Here is a 22,454-nt window from a genome sequence, read left to right as displayed (position 1 = left end):
CTTACAGCTCCTGTCTCTTAATATCAAGTACTCTGTACTTAAATTCTCCGTCCGGTGCCTCCACCAGAACTTCCTCACCAACCTTTGCACCCTTGAGTGCCATTCCAACTGGTGACTCATCAGAGATCTTGTTGTTCATGATATCAGCCTGTGATGATCCCACGATATCATACTCGATCTCCTCGGCAAACTCGTAGTCATATACAATTACCTTGCATCCGATACCCACAACTCCTGTATCGACCTCATCCTCATCAACTACTTCTATATTCTTAAGCATTGCCTCAAGCTGCTCGATTCTTGCCTCGATGTCTCTCTGCTCGTCCTTGGCTGCATCGTACTCTGCATTCTCTGACAGATCTCCCTGTTCTCTGGCCTCTTTGATCTTAGCTGCGATCTCTCTACGTTTATTAACCTTCAGATCCTGAAGCTCTTCCTCTATCTTCTTGAGACCTGAATAAGTAACCACATTCTTCTTCTCTGCCATTGCCGCACATACCTCCTAAATATCATAAATTATTGACTCCACAGCTCAGCATTTCCGCATACTATGGTATAAAAAAATGCGGAAGATGGGACTTGAACCCACACGGTATTGCTACCACAGGCACCTGAAGCCTGCGCGTCTGCCAATTCCGCCACTTCCGCATGTTCACAACGAACGTTAATATAATATACTGTTTGCCTTGGTATGTCAACCACTTTTTTTGCATTTCCGCAAGCATTTTCCCATAAAAAAGGGAAAACATATCTACCACATTTCCATGCATGTATATATGTTTTCCCGCAAATATATCTACTGCTTGTTATTACCTAACATATGCCATTACTTTTTACTCTTGGCACTGGCGGTCTTGGAGTATGCTGACTGAGCAGCACATCCACCGTCGTTAACTGCCACTGCAGCGACCTTGTAATAGTATGTCTTGCCCTTTGCAGCCTTCTTGTCTGTAAAGCTGCATGATGATGTTGTACCGATCTTAGAGTACTTACCATTCTTCTTTGTTGCGCGATATACTACGTAGTTCTTCGCTCCTGTAACGCTACTCCACTTTACTGTGATCTTCTTGGCTCCGGTGTTAGATGCACCTGACATCTTTGGTGTACCTACAGCATGTGTATACACTGCCTTATACTGCCTTGCAACTTCATAGTCAATGCTGCAGTTAACCCCGCTGACAATTGTCGATGGCTGTATAAAATATGTATACTCAAGCTTGGTCGTGAGCTTGCGGTCACTGAAGTTTGTTGACGTTGTCTGTCCCAGCCACTGGGTTGTGCCGAGAACAGGGTTCATTCTGTATACTGTGTAAGAATCTGCACCAGGCACCGCTGACCATGTAACTCTGACCTCGGATGTGGACTTTCTCACAGCCTTTACATTCTTAGCAAGAGGGATATAGTTGACGCTGACGGATGTCATCTCGCCCTGCTTCTTACCCTTGTATGGCACTACGTATGCAGAGTAATACTTAATACCCTTACTGCTGCTTCCTGTATTCTTGAACTTGTATGTATTTCTGGCTGCAGATTTGATCACTGCAACCTGCTCAAGCTTATTTGTGTAGTTATTTCTCGCAAATATCTTGTAGCCTGAAGCTCCCCAGACTCTGTTCCACTTGAGATTGGTGTATATCGTCAGGTTTTTCTTGTCTTTGCTTGCAGATACCGTGGATGAGACAGCCTCGAGCTCTCTCACGCTCTCTGTGTATCCGGTCTGGAGCCATTTGTATGTCACGTTCTCACAAATGACCTTTCCACCTGAAACGCTCTGGCTCTTAAGCTTGAATGAATACTCAGCGCCAGATGCAAGTCCCTTGATGGTGCATGATGTTCCCTTTGTCGCAACAGCTCTCTTATATCTGTCTCCCGATATATCGGATCTCATATACCAGACTTCATACATATTTGCTCCGGCTGCCTTATCCCATGTGAGCTTTACTGAGCTCTTTGTGTTCTGAACCGCTGTGAGCTCTGTGGTACCCATGAGTATCTTTACGCCGCGGACCTCACTTGCAGTTCCCTTTGAAACCGCTCTGGTAGAGGCATCATAATACTTTGGAACTACCTTGTAGTAGTATGTCTTTCCAGCCTTAACTGTTGTATCTGTATACTCCGGTGTGTATATCGTCTTTATCTTCTTAAAGCCCTTTGTCTTTGAAGTTGAACGGTACAGATCGAACTGGTTGGCAGCGCCGTAATCGCTTACCGTTATATCAGCACCCTTTGCGCCTCTATCGACTGAAAGCTCCGCTGTTCCAAGCCTGCAGTCCACCTTTGCAACGGCTGATGTCTCTACAACCCTGGATGTCTTATTGTATGAGTCAGTTCCGGTTACTATCTTCGCCATATAGTAATAAGTATTTCCTACTTTTACATTATTATCATAATACCTCACTTCAGAAGCTCCATACATGTAACCGACGCCCGACAAAATCTTCGTAAAGCCTCCTGATGGCTTTGTGGATCTGTACACCTCATACCAGATATCATTCTGTACGTAGCTGTCAAATGGGAACGACACAGATACTCCACCTAATTCTCTATATCCGGTATCTCCCGTAGAATATGATACGTATTCTGAAGGCTTCCTGCTGCGGCTGAACTTAGGTGCTTCAAAATATATCTTTCCCGACTCCTGCGACACCGTCTGTCCATTGTCATCACTGACTACCAGCTTAAACTGATATGTCGCACCGGCAACTCCTCTGAATTCCGTATCCACATGCCAGCTTCCGTCATAGTCACTGTCTGTCCACGAGTCATACCATGCTCCATTTACATAGAGAACAGCCTCTGTTCCATATCCCAGAGCGCTTATATGTACAGAACCGCTGCTTACGGTATCCTGACCTCCTACACTAAAATATGTTATGGATGCTTCTTCAGCAAACGCCACCTCAGCCTGAGCGGACTGTACATCTGCACTGCCGTCTGCTGCCATTGCTGGCAATGCATCACCAAACACCATGGTTGAAGCAAGCGCCACGCATAAAGCTTTCTTTATCAATCTATTCTTCATAGTTTACCCCTTTTCATCTATTTGCGGATCTTTATTCCCTTTGCATGTGATGCAACTGACTTGACTGTCTTTCCTCCATCATTAACTGTTGAAGCCACAACCTTGTAGTAATAGGTCGTTCTCTTCTTGAGCTTCTTGTTCATGTATGAAAGTTTTGTAGCTCCAGTCTTGCCGACCAGCTTGTATGTTCCATTCTTGCTGGTTGAGCGATATACATAGTATCTGGTTGCATTTGTAACCTTCTTCCATGTTACAGTCGCTGTACCCTTGGAACCATTTACAACCTTTGTTATGGCCGGTGATGCAAGCTTGTGTGTATAGTCACTGACATACATATCATATCCGCTGCTGAATCCAAAGTCTGTGCCTACAACAACAGAGTATGTATACTTCATTCCGTCTGTCACGTTCACATCCGTGAAGTTGGTCGCCTTTGTGGCTCCTATGTACTGACGTACACCGAGCTCTGTAGTTCTGTATACATAGTATTCCCTTGCACCGCTTACAGCAGACCATGTTATCTTGGTCGATGTCGCGCTCTTCTTTACAGCCTTAACACGCTTTGCACTTGGCATCTCTGAATTCCACAGAGTGTTATCCTCGCCGCTTGCCTTTCCCTTATATGGTCTCACATATATCTGGGAGTATTTGCGCTCCTTGCCCTTGGCACTTGTGTTTGTAAATGTATATGATGTCTTTCTTCCCGATGTTATCTTCTTGATGGTCTCTATCTTGCCTGTACTGCTGTTGAGGCCTGATATAACATATCCTGATGCGCCCCAGTCTCTGTACCATGTGAGAGAATATCTTACAGACAGGACATCCTTCTTGCCGTTCAGTGATGAAGATACAGCTCCCGCAGTCAGATCCTGGACTCTCTTGGTGTAACCCATGGTCCTCTCAGATGTATCTGTCGTCTCATATCTCACGGCAGCTCCTGATTTCTTGACTGTCCTTATCATCACCTTGTATGTTCCGTTCGGATCAAGCTTTGTAAGGGTGCATGAGTTTTTCTTGGTGACCACCATACGCTTGTATGCATCACCGGTTATATCGGTTCTCTTTGCCCATACCTCGTATGATACGTCTGCGGTATTGTCCGCAGCCCATGTACACTTCAGTGATCTGTTGCCTGTCTGTATAAGGCTAGGTGCACCTGCTGCATTCATGATAAACTTTACGCCGACAACACCAGATGTCTTTCCTGTTGTTATCTTTCGTGTCTGTGAGTCGTAATACTTTGGCACTACCTTGTAGTAGTATACCGTTCCACTCTTGACCGCTGTGTCCGTGAAATCAGCAGAATATATAGTCTTTATCTTTCTGTAGCCCTTGCTCTTGTTTGTTGAGCGGTACACATCGTACTGATTTGCAAAATTGCTGGTCATCCACAGGAATACTCCCGGCTTACTTATCTTTTCTGATACATTCATGCTTGAAGCATAGAGCTGATCCACCTCTGGAATGCCCACCTTTACTGAAGCTGTCTTACTTGTAGCTATGACCTTGCTCGTCTTCACATACTGATCTGAACCGCTCACGATCCTGAATCTGTAATAATATGTAGTTCCGGTCTTCGCAGTGCTGTCAAGATATGCAAGTCTTGACGTGTAAGATTCACTTCCCGTTGCGATCGTGGTAAATGGCCCACCTGACTTGGTCGCTCTCTGAACCTCATACTTGACCTCATCTGAATGCCTGCTATCAAGATATACGCTGACAGACACATAGCCTGGTTTTGCATAGCCAGTGCTTCCGACTGTATATCCTGCACTAACACTAGGATCACCATCAAAGCTCACCTTGTCAGTTTTGACCGGTGAAACCTTCTGTACAGTCACCTCTCCATTTGAATCGTAGGCTCTGACCTCTGCGTTGTAGGTGGAATCAAGCAGCGCCGGGATCTCACAGTTAATACTAAAGGACTGCTGGTCCTCTCCGTTGTACTGTTCCCCGCACTTTACTCCATTGACCCAGACCTCAACTCTGTAAGCCCGGCCGCTTGCATTGATCGTTATGGTCCTTGAGTTCTTATAAGCTCCCGCATACCATATGCTGACATTGGCTGCCGCCACATCAGCCTGTTCCTCCGCCGCCACTGTGGCAGCAATTCTTCCGTCTGCCGCATTTTCCACACTGGCTGCCATAGCCGTGCCCGCCTCACCGAGCATCATGGCTGAAGCCAGAGCAATGCACAGACATTTTCTCGCAATGTTCTTTCTCATAATATCCCCTTTCCTTTTCTATCTTTAAAATAAAGACATGTTCTCTTTTATTTTAAATTCCCGGAGCCCCTTAGTCAATGTGGATAAACCACAGATTCATTTGTCTATAGACGACAATAGAGACCGGGCATAAAACCTCGGTCTCTATCAGCTTATCCATATTCAAATATATCGAGTGCAGCTTACTCCTCTGTGGCTGCCTCAGATGCATCTGTTGCAGTTGCCTCCACCTGAACTGATCTGTTCATGAGATAGTCAAGCACGTTCTCCTCTGTGGCATAGAACATCAGGTCTGACTCTGAGTAATACTTGTCCACGTCTGAGTCATTCTCCAGATTGTTCTTGTCCATAACCTTCTGTCTGTACGCCTTTATGTCTGCGTTATCGGCGATGAGGTCATTGTCCATTGCTATGCATGACACAACGATCTTCTCCTTCATGACGTTCTCAACTGTGGTGTGAAGGTACTCAAGGAATGATGCCTCGTCCTCATATCCATAGAAATACTTCATATATGCCTCGAAGTCGATTCCGTAGTTGTCTGCGGCACTTCTCACATTTGACACCATGGACTGAACGTATGAAGCTACCTCATCCTCAGGATACTTGTCAAATGTAACCTTCTCCTCAACAGCCTTGAGAACAGAAGCTCTGTCTGTCTCGTCCGCGGAATCGTCCTTGTCCTTCTGAACATCTTCCTTCAGATGTGCTGTGTAGTCATCGGTTGTTGTGTACTCACCATTAGTAGCCTTCTTGACCAGTGCGTCTGTGTACTCAGGCACCGTGGTAACTGATATATAATTGATCGTAACCTTGTACTCTGCTGTAAGTCCGGCAACTGTTGTGTCGCTGTAATCATCAGGATATGTCACTGTGATCGTCTTGACATCCCCCGGCTTGCTTCCTATGAGCTGATCGTCACTGCCATCACCAAGAGTGTTATTTCCCATGGTCAGTGTGTAATCTGTCTTGCTGTCCTTCTCTGTTCCTGAGACAGTCTCAACATAGTCCACATTGATCTTGTCGCCATCTGCCACTGTGCTGGTCTTGTCCTGTGTAGTCTCAGAATTGTCACTGCAAAAACTGCTTATCGCACTGTTTACATCGTCCTCGGTCACCTCTCTCGATGCTGGAACATATTCGATATCAGTGTATGCCGCCTTGTCTATGGTCGCACACTTTGAAAACTTCTTAAACTGGCTCTTTGTGTCATTGCTGCCACAGCCTGTCATCAGACCTGCGCACATGACTGCCACCATTCCTGCTGCAATTATCTTCCTTGCTCTCATATCTTTTCTCCGTACCCCTTTATTTACTCTTCAGCCTGCTCTGCGTCAGCGGCCTCTGTGCTGTCTGTTGACTCTGAGGTCTCTGTCGTTTCAGTTGTCGAAGCCGCTGTTGCCTTTGCATTGTCCATAAGGAAATTCATGACCTTCTCTGCCAGAGCGTTGTACTTTATCTCAACGTCTGTAAGATTCTGTCTGAGTGTAGACTCATCAACACTGTTCTTCGTTGCATAATCAGCTATATACTTATCAGCCTCGTCATCTGTGACACTGATATTCTCCTTCTTGGCAATGGCACATACTACCATTCTCTCCTTCTGTGATTCCTCACAAACCTGCTGTACATACTGTTCAAATGCAGCGCTGTCATCATATCCATAGTAGTAGTAGATATATGTGTCATACTCTATTCCGTTTGTCTCTGCCTGAGTCTTTATGGATGTTATGATCTTGTCAGCATTCGCCTGAACATCATCTGCTGATATGTTCTCTATTGTACTGTTGTTTATAACGGCAACCATGACCTCATTCTGAGCACTTGCAAGAGCTGAATCCTCCTTGCTCTGCTTAAGCTGCTCACGTACAGATGCCTCATACTCAGCAGTTGTCTTATATGAAGTATTGTTTGCAACCAGCTCATCATTGTATGTAGCCGGTTTATCTATCTTTATATAGTTAAGTGTCGTCTCGAACTTGGCCGCCTTGCCATTTAACTCATCCTTGCCATAATTCTCAGGAAAGGTTACATTCACGGTAAATGTCTCTCCCGGCTTATGTCCAACTATCTGATCCTCAAAGTTATCTATGAATGAACCAGAACCAAGGACGAGATCATATCCGCTTCCGTTGGTGTTACCACCTTCGAACTCCTCACCATCTACAGTTCCGACAAAGTCAATATTTACTGTATCTCCGTTCTTCGCCTCGCTGGTTGTGTCCTTATCAAATGTAGCAAGTCCGTTCACAAATGAATCAACCTTGGCCTGAACCTCATCATCCGTGACATCAGTGCCCTTCTCCTCATACTCCATGCCCTTGTATTCACCGAGTGTGACATCTGCCGCATACTGATCCACCATATCCTCTATAGAAGCAAATTCTTCTGATGAATTGTCAGCACTCTCTGTAGCATCAGAAGATGTTGCCTTACTCGCTGTATTATCCAGCTTTCCACTCGTACCATTACTGTCGCCACAGCCTGTCATAAATGACATGGACAGAGCGAGTGCAAGAACAACTGCACATCCCTTATTAAATTTTCGCATAATCATACCTCTTTTACTTTTTATTAGAAGTGTAACCATCTTCATGATAAACTTCAACGAGTAAACTTATACCATATTTTCCTGTAAAAATAAAGCAATTTGAAATAATTCATAGAATTCTCACAAATGATTTCACATTCCTATAACAGGCAGTTTTACATCTGTTTTTGTGATGTATTTTATCTGTCCCACATTAATCAAAGGCAAATCCACAATATGTTGTGTCTACATATTTTTTATTTTTCTATATTTTGTACTTTTTGCAAATAACCTGTAGACAAACAAAATTGGGAATGATATAATCGACCATGTTGAGACATCAGTGTGAGATTTGCGACGAGGCACCTTATTTGTCGCTAATTTTTTTGCGGCTTTTTCAGCCGGCATACCATATATTGATGTCTCCTGTATGGTAGTATACAATATTTAGGGGGCGTACTTTTTTTAACGCCCATTCACATCACACACAGGGAGAATGGGAAATGCAAGTTATCAAGAGAGACGGTCGTGCTGTTACTTACGACCGAAGCAAGATCATATTGGCTATCCAGAAGGCTAACTCGGAGGTGGAGCCTTGTGAGAAGATCTCTGACGAGAAGATCGAGGAGATCGTCGGAAGCATCGAAGCCAAGAACCGAAAGAGAATGCTCGTTGAAGATATCCAGGATATCATCGAGCAGGGGCTGATGGCCGACGGCAAGTTTGTCCTTGCCAAGACCTACATTATATACAGATACAGCCGTGAGCTCATCAGAAAGGCAAATACGACTGATGATTCTATCCTCAGTCTTATCCAGAACAGGAATAAGGATGTCATGGAGGAGAATTCCAACAAGAATGCCACCGTCGCATCCACACAGCGTGATCTTATCGCAGGAGAGGTATCAAAGGATCTTACCAAGAGAATGCTCCTCCCTGAGAAGATCTCCAAGGCTCATGAGGAGGGCGCTATCCACTTCCACGACGCAGATTATTTCCTCCAGCCTATATTCAACTGCTGCCTTATCAACATTGGGGATATGCTTGACAACGGCACAGTCATGAACGGCAAGCTCATAGAGAGCCCGAAGAGCTTCCAGGTGGCATGTACCATCGTGACTCAGATCATCGCATCTGTCGCATCCAGCCAGTACGGCGGTCAGTCAGTCGATGTCCGTCACCTTGGAAAGTACCTCAGAAAGAGCTACAACAAATATAAAAAGAGATACACCGAAGAGTTCGGCGACAAGATAGACCCTGACACACTTGAGAAGCTCATCACAGAGAGACTCAAGGACGAGCTGAAGTCAGGAGTCCAGACTATCCAGTATCAGATAAATACTCTGATGACCACCAACGGCCAGTCTCCATTTGTCACTCTCTTCCTCAACCTCAGAGAGGACGACGAGTACATCAAGGAGAACGCCATGATCATCGAGGAGATCCTCAGACAGAGACTTGAGGGAATCAAGAACGAGGCAGGCGTGTATGTTACACCTGCATTCCCTAAGCTCATATATGTCCTTGACGAGCACAACTGCCTCAAGGGCGGTGAGTACGACTATATCACAGAGCTCGCCATCAAGTGTTCTGCCAAGAGAATGTACCCTGATTACATATCAGCCAAGAAGATGCGTGAGAACTACGAGGGAAATGTATTCTCATGCATGGGATGCCGTTCATTCCTCTCCCCATGGAAGGATGAGAACGGAGAATATAAATGGGAAGGCCGTTTCAACCAGGGAGTTGTCAGTCTTAATCTTCCACAGATAGCTATACTTGCAAAGGGAGACGATGACAAGTTCTGGAGTCTTCTGGATGAAAGACTGCAGCTCTGCTACGACGCACTCATGTGCCGCCACAGAGCCCTCGAGGGTGTAACCTCTGACGTCAGCCCAGTCCACTGGCAGTACGGTGCCATCGCCAGACTTAAGAAGGGCGAGGTCATCGATCCACTGCTCCACAACGGTTACTCAACCATATCACTGGGATACATCGGTGTATATGAGACCACCAAGCTCATGCGTGGTGTGAGCCACACAGATCCTGTGGGCGAGGAATTTGCACTGAAGCTTATGCACAAGCTCCGCGCAGCCTGCGACAAATGGAAGGCAGATACGGGACTTGGCTTCGGACTCTACGGAACTCCGGCCGAGAGCCTTTGCTACAGATTTGCACGTATCGACAAAGAGCGTTTCGGAACCATAAAGGATGTCACAGACAAGGGCTACTACACCAACTCTTACCACGTTGATGTCCGTGAGAAGATCGATGCATTCAGCAAGTTCAGATTTGAGAGCCAGTTCCAGACCATATCATCAGGTGGTGCCATCTCATATGTTGAGATACCAAACATGCGCAACAACCTGGATGCTCTGGCAGAGGTCGTAAGATATATATACGACAACATACAATATGCTGAGTTCAACACCAAGTCTGACTACTGTCATGTATGTGGATACGATGGTGAGATCCTCATCAACGATGACGGCGAATGGGAATGTCCGCAGTGTGGCAACAAGGATCACAACAAGATGAATGTTACCAGAAGAACCTGCGGTTATCTTGGCGAGAACTTCTGGAACGTGGGCAAGACCAAAGAGATAAAGGCAAGAGTGCTTCATCTATAGTCTTTTATAGAAAAACACTTGATATATTCAGGCAACTGATATAAAATAACAATATGCATTAATAATTTCAATTGTATGGTCTGCATGTCGTAGAGGGCAACGCAGGCCATACTTTTGTTTTAAGATAAATTTAGAAGGGATCACATTATGAATTACGCAGATATCAAACTATTTGATGTGGCAAACGGAACCGGCGTCAGAGTATCTGTATTTGTATCCGGCTGCACACACCACTGCAAGAACTGTTTCAACCCTGACACATGGGATTTCGGCTACGGCAAGCCGTTCACGGATGTGGAGATCAACCACATAATAGATAGTTGCAAGGAGGACTATATAGCAGGTCTCTCCCTGCTCGGCGGAGAACCTATGGAATATGTGAACCAGCAGGGGCTTCTTCCTCTGGCAAGAAAGTTCAAGGAGACCTACCCTGACAAGACCATCTGGTGCTACACCGGTTATACATTTGAAACCGATCTCTTAGACCGCATGTGTAATGAATGGGAGTATACAAAAGAACTTCTCTCCTACATTGACGTCCTTGTGGACGGAGAATTCATAGACGAACAGAAGGATCTGTCACTGAGATTCAAGGGCTCAAGGAACCAGCGTATCATAGATGTACCAAAGTCCTTGAAGACAGGCACCACAGTCCTGTGGGATGAAAGCGGAAAGTATTTTAAATAAAAGAAAAGCGGTCTGGCACACCATTAAAATGATGATGCACGGCCGCTTTTTTGTTACTTTCCTGTTGAACCGAATCCGCCGGCTCCTCTGACTGTATCGCTGAGCTCGTCCACCTGATGGAATGCTCCAACGATATAAGGAGCGATCACAAGCTGTGCTATTCTCTCCTCAGGCTCAACCGTCTGTGCCTGGGTTCCGTGATTGTGGAGTGCAACCATGATTTCCCCTCTGTAATCCGCATCCACAACTCCAACCTTATTGGCCGGTGCAAGCCCCTTCTTGGATGCCAGACCGCTTCTCGCATACACAAGTCCTGCAAATCCCTCAGGTATCTCCATGGCTATACCCGTGTGAACCATCACCGTCTGTCCCGGCTCTATAGTAATCGCCTCATCAAGACACGCATACAGATCCGCCCCAGCTGCGTACTCTGAACCGTATGTCGGTATGACTGCCTTTTCATCCAGCTTCTTAATATTGATATCGTATACTGTTGCCATCTTTCTTCTCCTCTTATTCGTCAAATTTTATCTTGTTGTACACATCCATATCCACACTCTTACTGTATAAATATCCGCTGTCCAGCTCATCTATCCAGTCCTTCATAAGGTTGTCATAGTATTCCGCATCAGCGGCATCCGTGAGCTTCTTCTTGTTCTCGGCCGTGGCCTTCTCATCCGTAATGCTTATCATCTGGAATATATGGTAACCATACTCAGTCTCCACCACCGTGGATATCTCGCCATCCGACATGCTGTACAGTATGTCCAGCGTATCCTGGCCATAGGTGCTCAATATATCATCCCTGCTCATCGTATGTGTTCCCGCATACTTAAGCTCCTTTGCGCTTCCAAGGAATGATATATCCATATCTGTGCCATCCGAGGCTTCCTCTATGGATTCATATGCCTCATCCGCCTTTTTCTTCTGCTCATCTATCTTGTCCTGTGAGTACAGGGTGATATTTCCATAATCGTCCTCCGAGTAGCACTCAAAGAACATGTCATAAAATGTACTCATCCTGGCCTGCTCATCGGATATCTCCGTGGAGCTCTGCTTCATCACATAATCATATATCTTGTCTGCCAGTGCGCTCTCACGCAAAACTCTCTTCACCGTATCGAGTTCAAGTCCAACCTCTGCGATCTGGGCATCAGTCAATTTGTCATAGAACTCTTGCGCCGCCGTATCCTGATCCTTCTGCTCGCTTGCAGTCAGGCTTATGCCGTACTCCCCGGATTTGGTTATAAGAGTCTTGGTCTTTATGAGCTTTGATATCGCCTGACGCCTTGCTGCATCCACGGCATCCATCTCCAGACCATCATCAGTCACTATGCTCTGTTTCCACACGTCACTGCCATACTTTGATTCGTACTCCTCCTTCACAGTCTGGGCATAAATATACACCTCGTCTATCTCTATGTTCTGCCCATTGTATCTGAGAACTACCTCCTTGCCAGTCTCCTCAGTGGCATCACTGCCACATCCAGTCACGGCAAATGCACATATGAGCGCCAGCAGCACACACAACCATCTCTTCAACTGAACCGCACCTCCTTATCTTTGTATTCTCCTGTCTGTATATTTCTAACTCATTATCTATGCTTTGTTATCCACACTGTCTTCTTCACTGTGGGTCATTATCAACATCTGGGACATATCCGCCACGACAAATTCCGCCTTTCTGAGAAGATCATTTTTCTCCTCCCGTCCAAGCTTCAATATAAACTCAGGCTTTGCCCCCATGACAAATTTCATCCTGCCTGAATAACTCTTAACGAGCTCATCTATCCCATCTACATTTATGTCAGCCCTGTTGTACATGACAAATCTCAGGTCTCCGTCCTTGTACCATATACGGGTTATGAAGCAGATATTTGCATTTGCCCTTAACAGTGCCACATCAAGAAGATTCATTGTCTCGTCAGGGATGTCGCCAAATCTGTCAATGAGCTCATCCACTATGTCATTGTACTCATCCTCATTCTTGATGAGGGATATTCTCTTACAAAGCTCCAGCTTGACAAAGTCGTTTTTGACGTACGTCTCAGGGATGAACGAATCCACCGGAAGGTCTATCTCCGTCTCGTATTCATGGAAAACCTTCTCGCCGCGGAGCTCCCTGACCGCATCATTAAGCATCTTGCAGTAAAGGTCATAGCCCACGACCTCATAGTTGCCCGACTGACTCTCGCCCAGGACGCTCCCCGCACCTCTGATGTTGAGATCCGCCTTGGACACCTTGACTCCCGAGCCGAGATCCGTATATTCTTTTATCGCTCTAAGTCTCTTCTCAGCAACCTCGGATATCATCTTGTTGCGCCTGTAGAACATAAATGCAAATGCACTTCTGTCCGAGCGACCAACTCTTCCGCGTAACTGGTAGAGCTGTGCCAGACCAAACAGGTTAGCGTCGTGTATGATTATGGTATTTGCATTCGGTATATCAAGTCCGGTCTCTATGATGGTCGTGCACACAAGCACGTCTATCTCCTTTTTGTTGAACCGGTACATGATGTCCTCCAGCGTACGGCCATCCATCTGTCCATGGGCAAACTCTACATTTGCATATGGCACGAGGCTTCTCACATCATCCGCAAATCTCTCTATGCCTTCGACCCTGTTGTACACATAGTATACCTGACCATGCCTTGCAAGCTCTCTGGCAATCGCCTCCCTGGCAAGCTCCCTGTCATATTCCATGACATAGGTCTGTATCGGTCTCCTGTCCACCGGAGGTTCCTCAAGCAGGCTCATGTCTCTGATTCCAACAAGACTCATATGGAGTGTTCTCGGGATAGGCGTCGCCGTCAGTGTCAGAACATCCACATTGGTCTTCATCTCTTTTATCTTCTCTTTGTGATTTACACCGAATCTCTGTTCCTCATCTATTATGAGAAGTCCCAGATTCTTGAACTCCACATCCTTTGAGAGCAGCCTGTGGGTTCCTATGACTATGTCCACCTTGCCCTCTTTCAGCTCTCTGAGTGTAGATTTTATCTCCTTCTGGGTACAGAATCTGCACAACAGTCTCACCGTCACTGGATAATCCTTCATTCGCTCTGTGAACGTCTCATAATGCTGCTCGGCAAGGATCGTGGTCGGCACAAGATACGCAACCTGTTTGCTGTCACCAACAGCTTTGAACGCAGCACGGATCGCCACCTCAGTCTTGCCAAATCCAACGTCTCCGCACACCAGTCTGTCCATGATCTTATGGCTCTCCATATCCGCCTTGACATCCTCTATGGCCTTTAACTGATCGTCAGTCTCAGTATAAGGAAATGTCTCCTCGAACTCCTTCTGCCACTCGGAATCAGGAGAATAGGCAAAGCCTTCCCTCGCCTGTCTCTCTGAGTACAGCTTTACAAGATGCTGAGCCACCTCGCTGACATGGCCCTTAACCTTGTTTCTTACCTTCTGCCACTCACTGCCACCGAGTCTGTTGATCTTCGGGGCTCGGCTCTCCTTGCTCCTGTACTTCTGTATCCTGTCCGTCTCGGAAGCCAGGACATATAATTTGCCGCCCTCAGCATACTCGATGACCAGATAGTCCTTCAAGGCACCGTCGACCTCTATCTTCTCAAGCCCACGATAGATACCTATTCCGTACTTCTCATGGACCACATAATCGCCCACGCTCACATCCGAGAATGACTTTACTATCTCCCCGGCACGCGGCAGCTTCTTCCTCGAAGCCTGCGAATGTGATGTCTTGCTGGAGAACACATCTCCCTCACTGACCACGATGAGCTTCATCTCCGGTATCATAAAACCGGCTCTGAGCCTTCCCGGCATGACCGCCATCTCTCTGGCAGCCAGAGCTTTGTCCGGGTCGTTCAGGTAATGACATATGACGTCATTGTCCATGAGGTTATCGACCATTCTCTTCGCACCGACCGATGATGGCGATACGAACAGGACGCTGTATTTGTCCTTCTTCCATTTCTTGATATCAGTAACCAGCGCATCAAAATTGTTCCTGTAGCTGTGAACCTCCCTGCTCTCGATCTCCACGCGGTGAGCATACTTTACACGGTCATCCTCACCCACAAATGAGTCAAAGCCCACAACCTTGTAGCGTCTGCATTTTTCCAGAACATCATCATAAGTGAACAGAACCTTCATCTGCCCCGGGAGGATATATCCCCCCTCCAGCCTGTGCGTCAGGCTGCTAAGAAAACTCTTCTCACTGCCATCCGCCTTCTCCGTGACCTTCTTCGTCTCATCTATGAAAATGTACGCATCCTCCGGCAGGCAGTCCACCAGAGACACCGTGTCACTGTAGAAATAATCAACATAGCTGTCCACTCCGTATATCGCACTGAACTCCGTGAGCTGTTCCTTCAGCGTGGCTATTTCGCCCTTTATCCTGGCATACGCCTCCGTCTGAAATGAATCCTTAAGCTTCTTCGCATACGGCTTCAGCTCTGCCTCCAGCCTGTGTATACCTCTGTCGATCCTCTCCTTTGAAAGCACCATCTCTCCCGCGGGATAAATTACAAGTTCATCCACATTCTCTATGGATCTCTGGCTCTCCGCATCAAATGTCTTGATGGTATCGACTTCATCGTCCCACATGTCTATTCTGTATGGACATTCCTCAGTCAGCGGAAATATGTCCACGATACCGCCTCGTATGGCAAATTGTCCCGGCTCCTCCACACTGTCAGTTTTTTCATAACCAAGGTCCACCAGCTTGCCCTTGAGCTCATCCAGATCAAGGGACTGTGCCGCATGGATATTTATCACGTATTTTTTCATATAGGACAGTGCAGGTATCTTGTCATACATTGCATCTACCGTGGCTATGATCGTACATGGTTCTCCCGTTGCCAGACGCCGAAGGACCTCCATGCGCCGTCTGGTTATGGCATTGCCGTGGACATCTGCACTGAAGAACAGAATATCCTTTGCAGGATACATATATACATCCCTTCCGTAGAACTTCATATCGCTGTACAGCTCCTCCGCACGCCTGTCGTTATATGTCAGTATCAGGCGCACCGATGCGTCATCACCGAAGCCCTGCATCATGAATACTCTGTCCGTGCCCTCGCCCGTCGTACCTGTCACATTGACAAATCCATCTCCGGATGCAAGCCACTCCTTCAACTCTGTATATATATTCAGTTTTTCAAATGGCTCACCAAGTACACGTATCATTCTCCATCACTCTCAATTAAACTTATTCATAGCTGCAACTGTGCCATCCGCCAGTATGGTCTCCACCGCATCGCAAGCATTACCGCAGCTCTCTCTTATATTCGCCAGATCTTCCTTTCCAAATCTCGACAACACATAATCAGCCAGATCCATGTGATCCGGCTTTTTGCCAACACCCACTCTGATCCTGACAAATTCCTGGCTGCCAACGTACTGTATGATATTCTTCATACCGTTATGACCGCCGGCGCTTCCCTTCTGTCTGATCCTGAGCTTGCCGACGTCAAGATCTATGTCATCGTACACGACTATCAGATCTTCAACCGTGCATTTGTAGAAGTCCATTATCGCCCTTACGCTCTCTCCGCTGAGATTCATAAATGTCTGAGGCATGGCGAGTATGACCTTCTCTCCGTCTATTATACCCTTTCCTATAAGTGCCTTATGCTTTGCAGTGTCTATCCTTATATTATGTCTCTCTGCCAGCTCATCCAGAACCGCAAATCCTACATTGTGTCTTGTTCCGGCATATTTCGCACCGGGATTGCCAAGTCCAACTATGATCTTCATTTGGTCTCTCCATTTTCCTCCACCCAGGTGGATCGTTCTATTGTTATCTGTTCTCCATGATCTTCTCAGCATCTGCAAGCTGCTCCAGGGTGTTGACTCCTCTTATCTGGTCAGCATCGTCCATCGGAACAGCGGAAGCCGGAAGCCCCATTTTCTTTATTATCTCTATCGCATCCGGAAGATAATACTCTCCCTGGGCGTTGTCATTTGATATCTGTGACAGTGCGTCCTGAAGTGCTGCGCAGTCAAATATATACATGCCCGAGTTAACTTCCTTCACAGCCTGCTCCGCTTCGTCAGCATCCTTCTGCTCCACGATCTTTGCCAGGCTGTCACCGTCCCTTATGATCCTTCCATATCCAAATGGATCATCAAGCATCGCCGATATTACAGTTACACCATTCCCACTCTCCTTGTGGAAATCAAGTGCTTTTCTGAGTGTATCCCCTGTCACAAGCGGTGTATCTCCACAGAGTATGATCACATCCCCATCACGTCCAATAAAATCTGCAGCACACTTTACCGCATGGCCTGTTCCGAGCTGCTCCTCCTGAAGCGCATAGTCAACCTTCACATCGTTGACACTGGCAGCTATGGCTGACTTCACCTCGTCTGCCTTGTATCCAACGATCACACACACCTCGTCTGCACCCGCCTGGCGCGCCGCTTCTATAGAATAATATACCATCGGTTTTCCCATCACCTGATGAACTACCTTTGGCTTATCTGACTTCATTCTTGTTCCCTTGCCTGCCGCAAGTATAACTGATTTTACCATTATTATATCCTCCATATTCTATCTGGATCTGAACAGATACATTCTACTTTATACTATATTTTTTTACAAGACCATATAAAAAGAGCCAATGCTATCAGCTTGGTGACTTACGCCTCTAGCACTGGCTCTGAATGTCTATTTGAGACTGGTATTACTCTTCCAAAGATTCCTGATACTTTGAAAGAATCATACTCTGCAGACGCTCTCTTGTAGCTGTATTGATCGGATGAGCGATATCTCTATATTCTCCATCCGCTGCCTTTCTACTCGGCATCGCGATGAACATGCCCTTCTCACCCTCGATGATCTTGATGTCATGCACAACAAACTCGTCATCGATCGTAATAGAAACAACCGCCTTCATCTTGCCTTCCTTCTCAACACTTCTGATCCTGATATCAGTTATCTGCATCTGAATTACCCCCTTAACCCTGACACACATTGCGATCCCACACGCAATTGTCATTTGTACTACTTATACCGTATGCATCCTACAACGCATATCTGAAATCCTTCTCCACTATTACCTTGATGTCCTCAGGTGTTCCCTGATGTACTGTGTTCGCGCGGAGTGTATCCCTGCTCTCCACGATACAATTCTCGATGATGGAATTATCACCGATGTTGACATCGTTAAGTATGATCGAGTTCCTGATCACACAGTTATTTCCAATGTATACCTTCTTGAATATAACTGAGTTCTCAACGGTTCCGTTGATGATACAACCGCTTGCTATCAAGCTGTTATTTACCACCGCATCTGCATTGTACTTTGCTGGTGGGAGATCATCCACTCTTGAGTAGATATCCGGATGCTGTTTGAAGAAGAAGTCTCTTACGTCCTTCTTGAGGAAATCCATATTAGCTCTGTAATATGACTCCTTTGTTCCTATGTTTCTCCAGTAGCTGTCCATCTTGTATCCGTAAATTCTCTTGACACCCTTATATCTCACGAGAATATCTCTTACGAAATCATTTCTTCCCTCGTTGGCACATGTCTCAAGAAGTTCGATGAGCTGTCTTCTTCTTATGACATATACACCTATGGAAACCGTGTTGGTTCCTGCCACAAGAGGCTTCTCCTCGAAGTCTATGATCCTGCCATCCTCGTTCATCTTGATAACACCAAATCTGTTGATGTCATCCTCGCCCGGTGCCATATCCTTGCATACAACCGTGATATCTGCACCATTGCTTATATGCTCCTCAAGAACCTTGTTGTAGTCAAGCTTGTAGATACCGTCTCCTGAAGCGATAACTACATATGGCTCATGGCTCTCCTTGAGGAACTTGATATTCTGATAAAGTGCATCTGCTGTTCCCTTGTACCAGTAGCTGTTAGCTGCTGTGATGGTAGGTGTGAAGATGAACAGACCTCCCTGCTTTCTTCCGAAATCCCACCACTTGCTTGAGTTCAGATGCTCATTCAGTGATCTTGTGTTGTACTGTGTGAATACCGCTACCTTCTGAATATGAGAATTAGTCATATTGGAAAGTGCGAAATCAATTGCTCTGTAGCTTCCTGTGATAGGCATGGCTGCAACGGCTCTCTTTGCTGAAAGATCTCCCAGCTTATTGCTGTTACCACCTGCCAGAATAATTCCTAATGCTCTCATGTCTACTCACCTGCCTTTATAATACTACCGCCACTCGGAAGTGTTCCGTCCGGATAATCCGAAGGATCTGTGTCACCGAATATTGCAGTGTTCTTACCTATTGTTACGCCCTCAGGTATAACTGAGTTCTCACCTATAGTAACAAGGCCAAATGCGTAGATATTAGGCTTCATCTCATTGACAGCTTCCTCACCAACTCCAAGCTTGGCATTTGCACCAACCTTGACATTCTCGGCAATGATTCCCTTTTCAACATAGGCACCAGCTTCGATCGTAACCCCATTCATTATAATCGAATCCTTAACGACCGCACCCTCTCCTATGGTTACACAAGAGCCTATAACTGAATTCTCAACGGTTCCGTATATCTCGGTTCCCTCTCCGATGATACACTTGGATACCTTTGCCGCTTCATCTATGTACTGAGGTGGTATGGCGTCTGTCTTCGTATATATCTTCCAGAATTCCTCATACAGATTGAACTCAGGAACTATGTCGACAAGCTCCATGTTGGCCTCCCAGTATGAACCGAGAGTTCCTACATCCTTCCAGTATCCCTTGAAATCGTATGCACATATCTTGTTGCCGTTCTCATGGCAGTATGGAATAATATGCTTACCGAAATCGCATCCCGGCTGATCCTTCATGGTAACAAGTGCCTCGCGGAGGATCTTCCAGTTGAATATGTATATACCCATGGAAGCCTTGTTGCTTCTTGGGTTCTCCGGCTTCTCCTCAAACTCTGAGATGATGCCGTCATCATTCGTTATAACTACTCCGAATCTGCTTGCCTCCTCCCATGGAACCTGGTATGTGGCAAGTGTCACATCCGCATTCATGGACTTGTGATAGTCAAGCATGTGTTCATAATCCATCTTGTAGATATGATCACCGGAAAGTATGAGAACATAGTCTGGATTGTAATAATCTATGAACTCTATGTTCTGGTAGATAGCGTTGGCAGTACCTGTGTACCACTCGCTGTTGTTGCTCTTCTCGTATGGTGGAAGCACTGTGACACCACCAATGTTTCTATCGAGATCCCAAGGAATGCCGATTCCGATATGCTGGTTAAGTCTGAGTGGTCTGTACTGTGTAAGTACACCTACTGTGTCAATCCCCGAGTTGATACAGTTGCTCAGTGGGAAATCGATTATCTTGTATTTGCCGCCAAATGCTACCGCTGGCTTGGCAAGCTTGGATGTAAGAACCCCAAGACGGCTGCCCTGTCCACCAGCAAGGAGCATGGCGATCATTTCTTTTTTAATCATGTAAGTCACCTCTCCATGCAAAATTATAAAGACATTATACCATCCTTTTTATAATAATCAAAGTTTTTTATGCATTTTCACAAAAAAAATGCGCATTTTTCGATTTTTTTAAACATTTTTTACTCAGGGTATATATGACAAATGATGTATTTTGTCAGTATCAGGCGGTATTTTTTAGTTATTACTTACTTACACTCAATTACATTCTCATATTTTTCTTATATATTATGTAATTTTCATTTTGCAAACGGATATCTTTTTCATATAATGACTATATCGGAAGAAAATCATACAAAATACAAATGAGGTGTTGAATATATGTCAGAGATATTAGTAAAAGAATACCGTGGAAATATTGTTGAGAATGCACACCGCGGCTCCATCGCAGTTGTGTCATCCACAGGAGATACAATCGCCTACCTTGGCGACATAGAGAAACAGACTTTCATGCGTTCCGCAAGCAAGCCTATACAGGTGCTGCCTACACTGCTGGCAGGACTTCACAGAAGGTTCAACCTCACCGACGAGGATGTTGCCATGTTCAACTCTTCCCACTGGGGAAGCAACCATCATATATTTGTGCTGGAGGAGATCTCGCGCAAGACAGGATTGAATCCCGATGACATGATCATGAAGCCATGCGCTTCCACATCAGCTTCAGCGCTGGCGGCAAAACTCACCGACAGGTCAAAGCTCCACCCAAGGCAGGGACAGAGCAAACTTCAGCACTGCTGCTCGGGAAAACATTTCAGCCTTATGTTGCTCCAGAGAGAGCTCACCGGTAAGCCGGACGGCTATCAGCTCAAGGATTCCCCTGTACAGCAGCAGATAATCAATTTCATATCCATGCTCAGCCAGACCCCTACATTCAAGATCGGGCTCGGCATAGACGGCTGTGGAGTTCCGGTATTTGCACTGCCACTTAGAAGCATCGCCATGTCCTACGCAAAGCTCATGGATCCATTCAGCCTGTCAAACGAACTCCGGGAGACTATAGACTACAACTTCTCATGCATCCACAAATATCCTGAGAAGATCAACGATTACGGAACACCTTCATATTATATCAACCAGAATCCTGACCTCATAATGAAGGACGGCTCCAGGGGTGTTATCTGTATGGCGATAAAGAGCATGAAGCTCGGTATCGCAGTAAAGCTTGAGGACGGATGGACGGATGAATATCAGGGAATGATAATCGCAAACATACTCGAACAGCTCAAGTACGAAAACACTGAACTCATCGAGAAGCTGAAAAACTGCTACACGACCAAGCTGTTCAACGACTGCGGCATTGAAGTGGGTCACTCAGAGGTCGACTTCAAGCTCGATATAGATCCTACATTTTTTGAGAAGCCTGAGGAGTATGTCGACTCCGATCCTGAATTTGACGACACTGAATCAGATGAAAAATATGACCCTGATCTTGACAGCGCATTTGCTGATGAATACAATCCTGATCTCGACAGTGCATTTGCAGACGACGATACGGATACTTCCATCCACGCAGAACCGATAATTACAGATGCGCTGGATGACGATACGGATGATGAGCAGGAGGAAAATGACAGCAGCTTTGAGATAGACCTTTTCGGAGACGGCAATCTGGTGGATGCCGCCCCTGAGCGCACACCAGAGGAGGAAAGAGAGTTTCGCAACAAGAAGTCCATCCTCGGAATGACAGTTGTAAAGCCTTCGGCCAACAAGACATTTATCAGCAATCCACGCGTGGATCCTATAAGTGTAAACTCACATACAGTTGAGGCGCAGCCGGACACACCTGAATCTGACCAGAAAGACAATTCCGCGATTCCTGAATTTATAAAGAAGGAAATAAAATCTGCAAATATCATTTCACAGAAAAAGAGAGACTGACAGAGCAGATAAGATACAGGCTCTTGGCATTGCCTGCACATACAAAAAGGCCGGTACACATACACCGCATACAATATGCGTTTA

16 protein-coding genes and 1 tRNA gene are annotated in these 22,454 nt (G+C 46.0%); 3 read left to right on the top strand and 14 right to left on the bottom strand.

All coding sequences use genetic code 11. From position 1 onward, the window contains the following. Position 1: 1 nt before the first annotated feature. From greA to tig, 6 genes are all read right to left on the bottom strand, one after another. Positions 2 to 487 (bottom strand): transcription elongation factor GreA, encoded by a 486-nt coding sequence (gene greA / locus DXB91_RS06680; RefSeq protein WP_117550872.1) that lies wholly within the window; start codon positions 485 to 487, stop codon positions 2 to 4. Positions 488 to 564: 77 nt separating this feature from the next. Beyond that, a tRNA-Leu gene (locus DXB91_RS06675) sits at positions 565 to 648 on the bottom strand. A 178-nt stretch (positions 649 to 826) separates the two neighbouring features. Further along, positions 827 to 3,022 carry a hypothetical protein gene (locus DXB91_RS06670; RefSeq protein ID WP_118017193.1) on the bottom strand — a complete coding sequence of 732 codons (2,196 nt, stop codon included), beginning with the start codon at positions 3,020 to 3,022 and terminating at the stop codon, positions 827 to 829. Positions 3,023 to 3,039: 17 nt separating this feature from the next. Then, positions 3,040 to 5,247 (bottom strand): fibronectin type III domain-containing protein, encoded by a 2,208-nt coding sequence (locus tag DXB91_RS06665; protein ID WP_118017191.1) that lies wholly within the window; start codon positions 5,245 to 5,247, stop codon positions 3,040 to 3,042. Positions 5,248 to 5,429: 182 nt separating this feature from the next. Next, complete coding sequence (locus tag DXB91_RS06660) at positions 5,430 to 6,536, bottom strand: FKBP-type peptidyl-prolyl cis-trans isomerase (protein ID WP_118017189.1); 1,107 nt, start codon at positions 6,534 to 6,536, stop codon at positions 5,430 to 5,432. A gap of 23 nt (positions 6,537 to 6,559) precedes the next feature. Beyond that, entirely contained in the window at positions 6,560 to 7,798 is a 1,239-nt protein-coding gene (gene tig / locus DXB91_RS06655) for a trigger factor (protein ID WP_118017187.1), read from the bottom strand. 482 nt (positions 7,799 to 8,280) lie between these two features. On the opposite strand from tig, the gene nrdD reads away from it, so the two are divergent. Next, positions 8,281 to 10,407, top strand: a complete 2,127-nt coding sequence (gene nrdD, locus DXB91_RS06650; protein WP_015533701.1) for an anaerobic ribonucleoside-triphosphate reductase — start codon at positions 8,281 to 8,283, stop codon at positions 10,405 to 10,407. Positions 10,408 to 10,554: 147 nt separating this feature from the next. Beyond that, complete coding sequence (gene nrdG / locus DXB91_RS06645; RefSeq protein ID WP_055146690.1) at positions 10,555 to 11,094, top strand: anaerobic ribonucleoside-triphosphate reductase activating protein; 540 nt, start codon at positions 10,555 to 10,557, stop codon at positions 11,092 to 11,094. Between the two features lie 53 nt (positions 11,095 to 11,147). Here nrdG and dut read toward each other — a convergent pair whose 3' ends face one another. From dut to DXB91_RS06605, 8 genes are all read right to left on the bottom strand, one after another. Beyond that, the gene (dut, locus tag DXB91_RS06640) at positions 11,148 to 11,594 is read right to left on the bottom strand and encodes a dUTP diphosphatase (RefSeq protein ID WP_055146693.1); all 447 of its coding nucleotides are present in this window, start codon (positions 11,592 to 11,594) and stop codon (positions 11,148 to 11,150) included. Between the two features lie 13 nt (positions 11,595 to 11,607). Next, positions 11,608 to 12,636 (bottom strand): SurA N-terminal domain-containing protein, encoded by a 1,029-nt coding sequence (locus tag DXB91_RS06635; RefSeq protein ID WP_243003536.1) that lies wholly within the window; start codon positions 12,634 to 12,636, stop codon positions 11,608 to 11,610. A gap of 57 nt (positions 12,637 to 12,693) precedes the next feature. Beyond that, complete coding sequence (gene mfd / locus DXB91_RS06630; protein ID WP_055223059.1) at positions 12,694 to 16,260, bottom strand: transcription-repair coupling factor; 3,567 nt, start codon at positions 16,258 to 16,260, stop codon at positions 12,694 to 12,696. 12 nt (positions 16,261 to 16,272) lie between these two features. Continuing rightward, positions 16,273 to 16,830, bottom strand: a complete 558-nt coding sequence (pth, locus tag DXB91_RS06625) for an aminoacyl-tRNA hydrolase (RefSeq protein ID WP_118017185.1) — start codon at positions 16,828 to 16,830, stop codon at positions 16,273 to 16,275. Positions 16,831 to 16,873: 43 nt separating this feature from the next. After that, a complete protein-coding gene (locus DXB91_RS06620) occupies positions 16,874 to 17,608 on the bottom strand; it encodes a sugar phosphate nucleotidyltransferase (protein WP_022217273.1) in 735 nt (244 codons plus the stop codon). A 151-nt stretch (positions 17,609 to 17,759) separates the two neighbouring features. Next, on the bottom strand, positions 17,760 to 18,020 hold the full coding sequence (gene spoVG / locus DXB91_RS06615) for a septation regulator SpoVG (protein WP_015533695.1): 261 nt from the start codon (positions 18,018 to 18,020) through the stop codon (positions 17,760 to 17,762). A 79-nt stretch (positions 18,021 to 18,099) separates the two neighbouring features. Beyond that, positions 18,100 to 19,224, bottom strand: coding sequence for a glucose-1-phosphate adenylyltransferase subunit GlgD (gene glgD / locus DXB91_RS06610; RefSeq protein ID WP_022217271.1), 1,125 nt, complete (start codon positions 19,222 to 19,224; stop codon positions 18,100 to 18,102). A gap of 2 nt (positions 19,225 to 19,226) precedes the next feature. Then, positions 19,227 to 20,495 carry a glucose-1-phosphate adenylyltransferase gene (locus tag DXB91_RS06605; protein ID WP_022217270.1) on the bottom strand — a complete coding sequence of 423 codons (1,269 nt, stop codon included), beginning with the start codon at positions 20,493 to 20,495 and terminating at the stop codon, positions 19,227 to 19,229. Positions 20,496 to 20,813: 318 nt separating this feature from the next. On the opposite strand from DXB91_RS06605, the gene DXB91_RS06600 reads away from it, so the two are divergent. After that, positions 20,814 to 22,370 carry an asparaginase gene (locus DXB91_RS06600; protein ID WP_118017183.1) on the top strand — a complete coding sequence of 519 codons (1,557 nt, stop codon included), beginning with the start codon at positions 20,814 to 20,816 and terminating at the stop codon, positions 22,368 to 22,370. The last annotated feature ends 84 nt before the right edge of the window (positions 22,371 to 22,454 follow it).

The organism is Coprococcus sp. OM06-34AC, assembly GCF_003462545.1.
GTDB classification, from domain to species: Bacteria; Bacillota; Clostridia; order Lachnospirales; family Lachnospiraceae; genus Coprococcus; species Coprococcus aceti.
The sequence above is the reverse complement of the archived record's forward strand: the minus strand, read 5'-3'. Positions and strand labels throughout refer to the sequence as shown.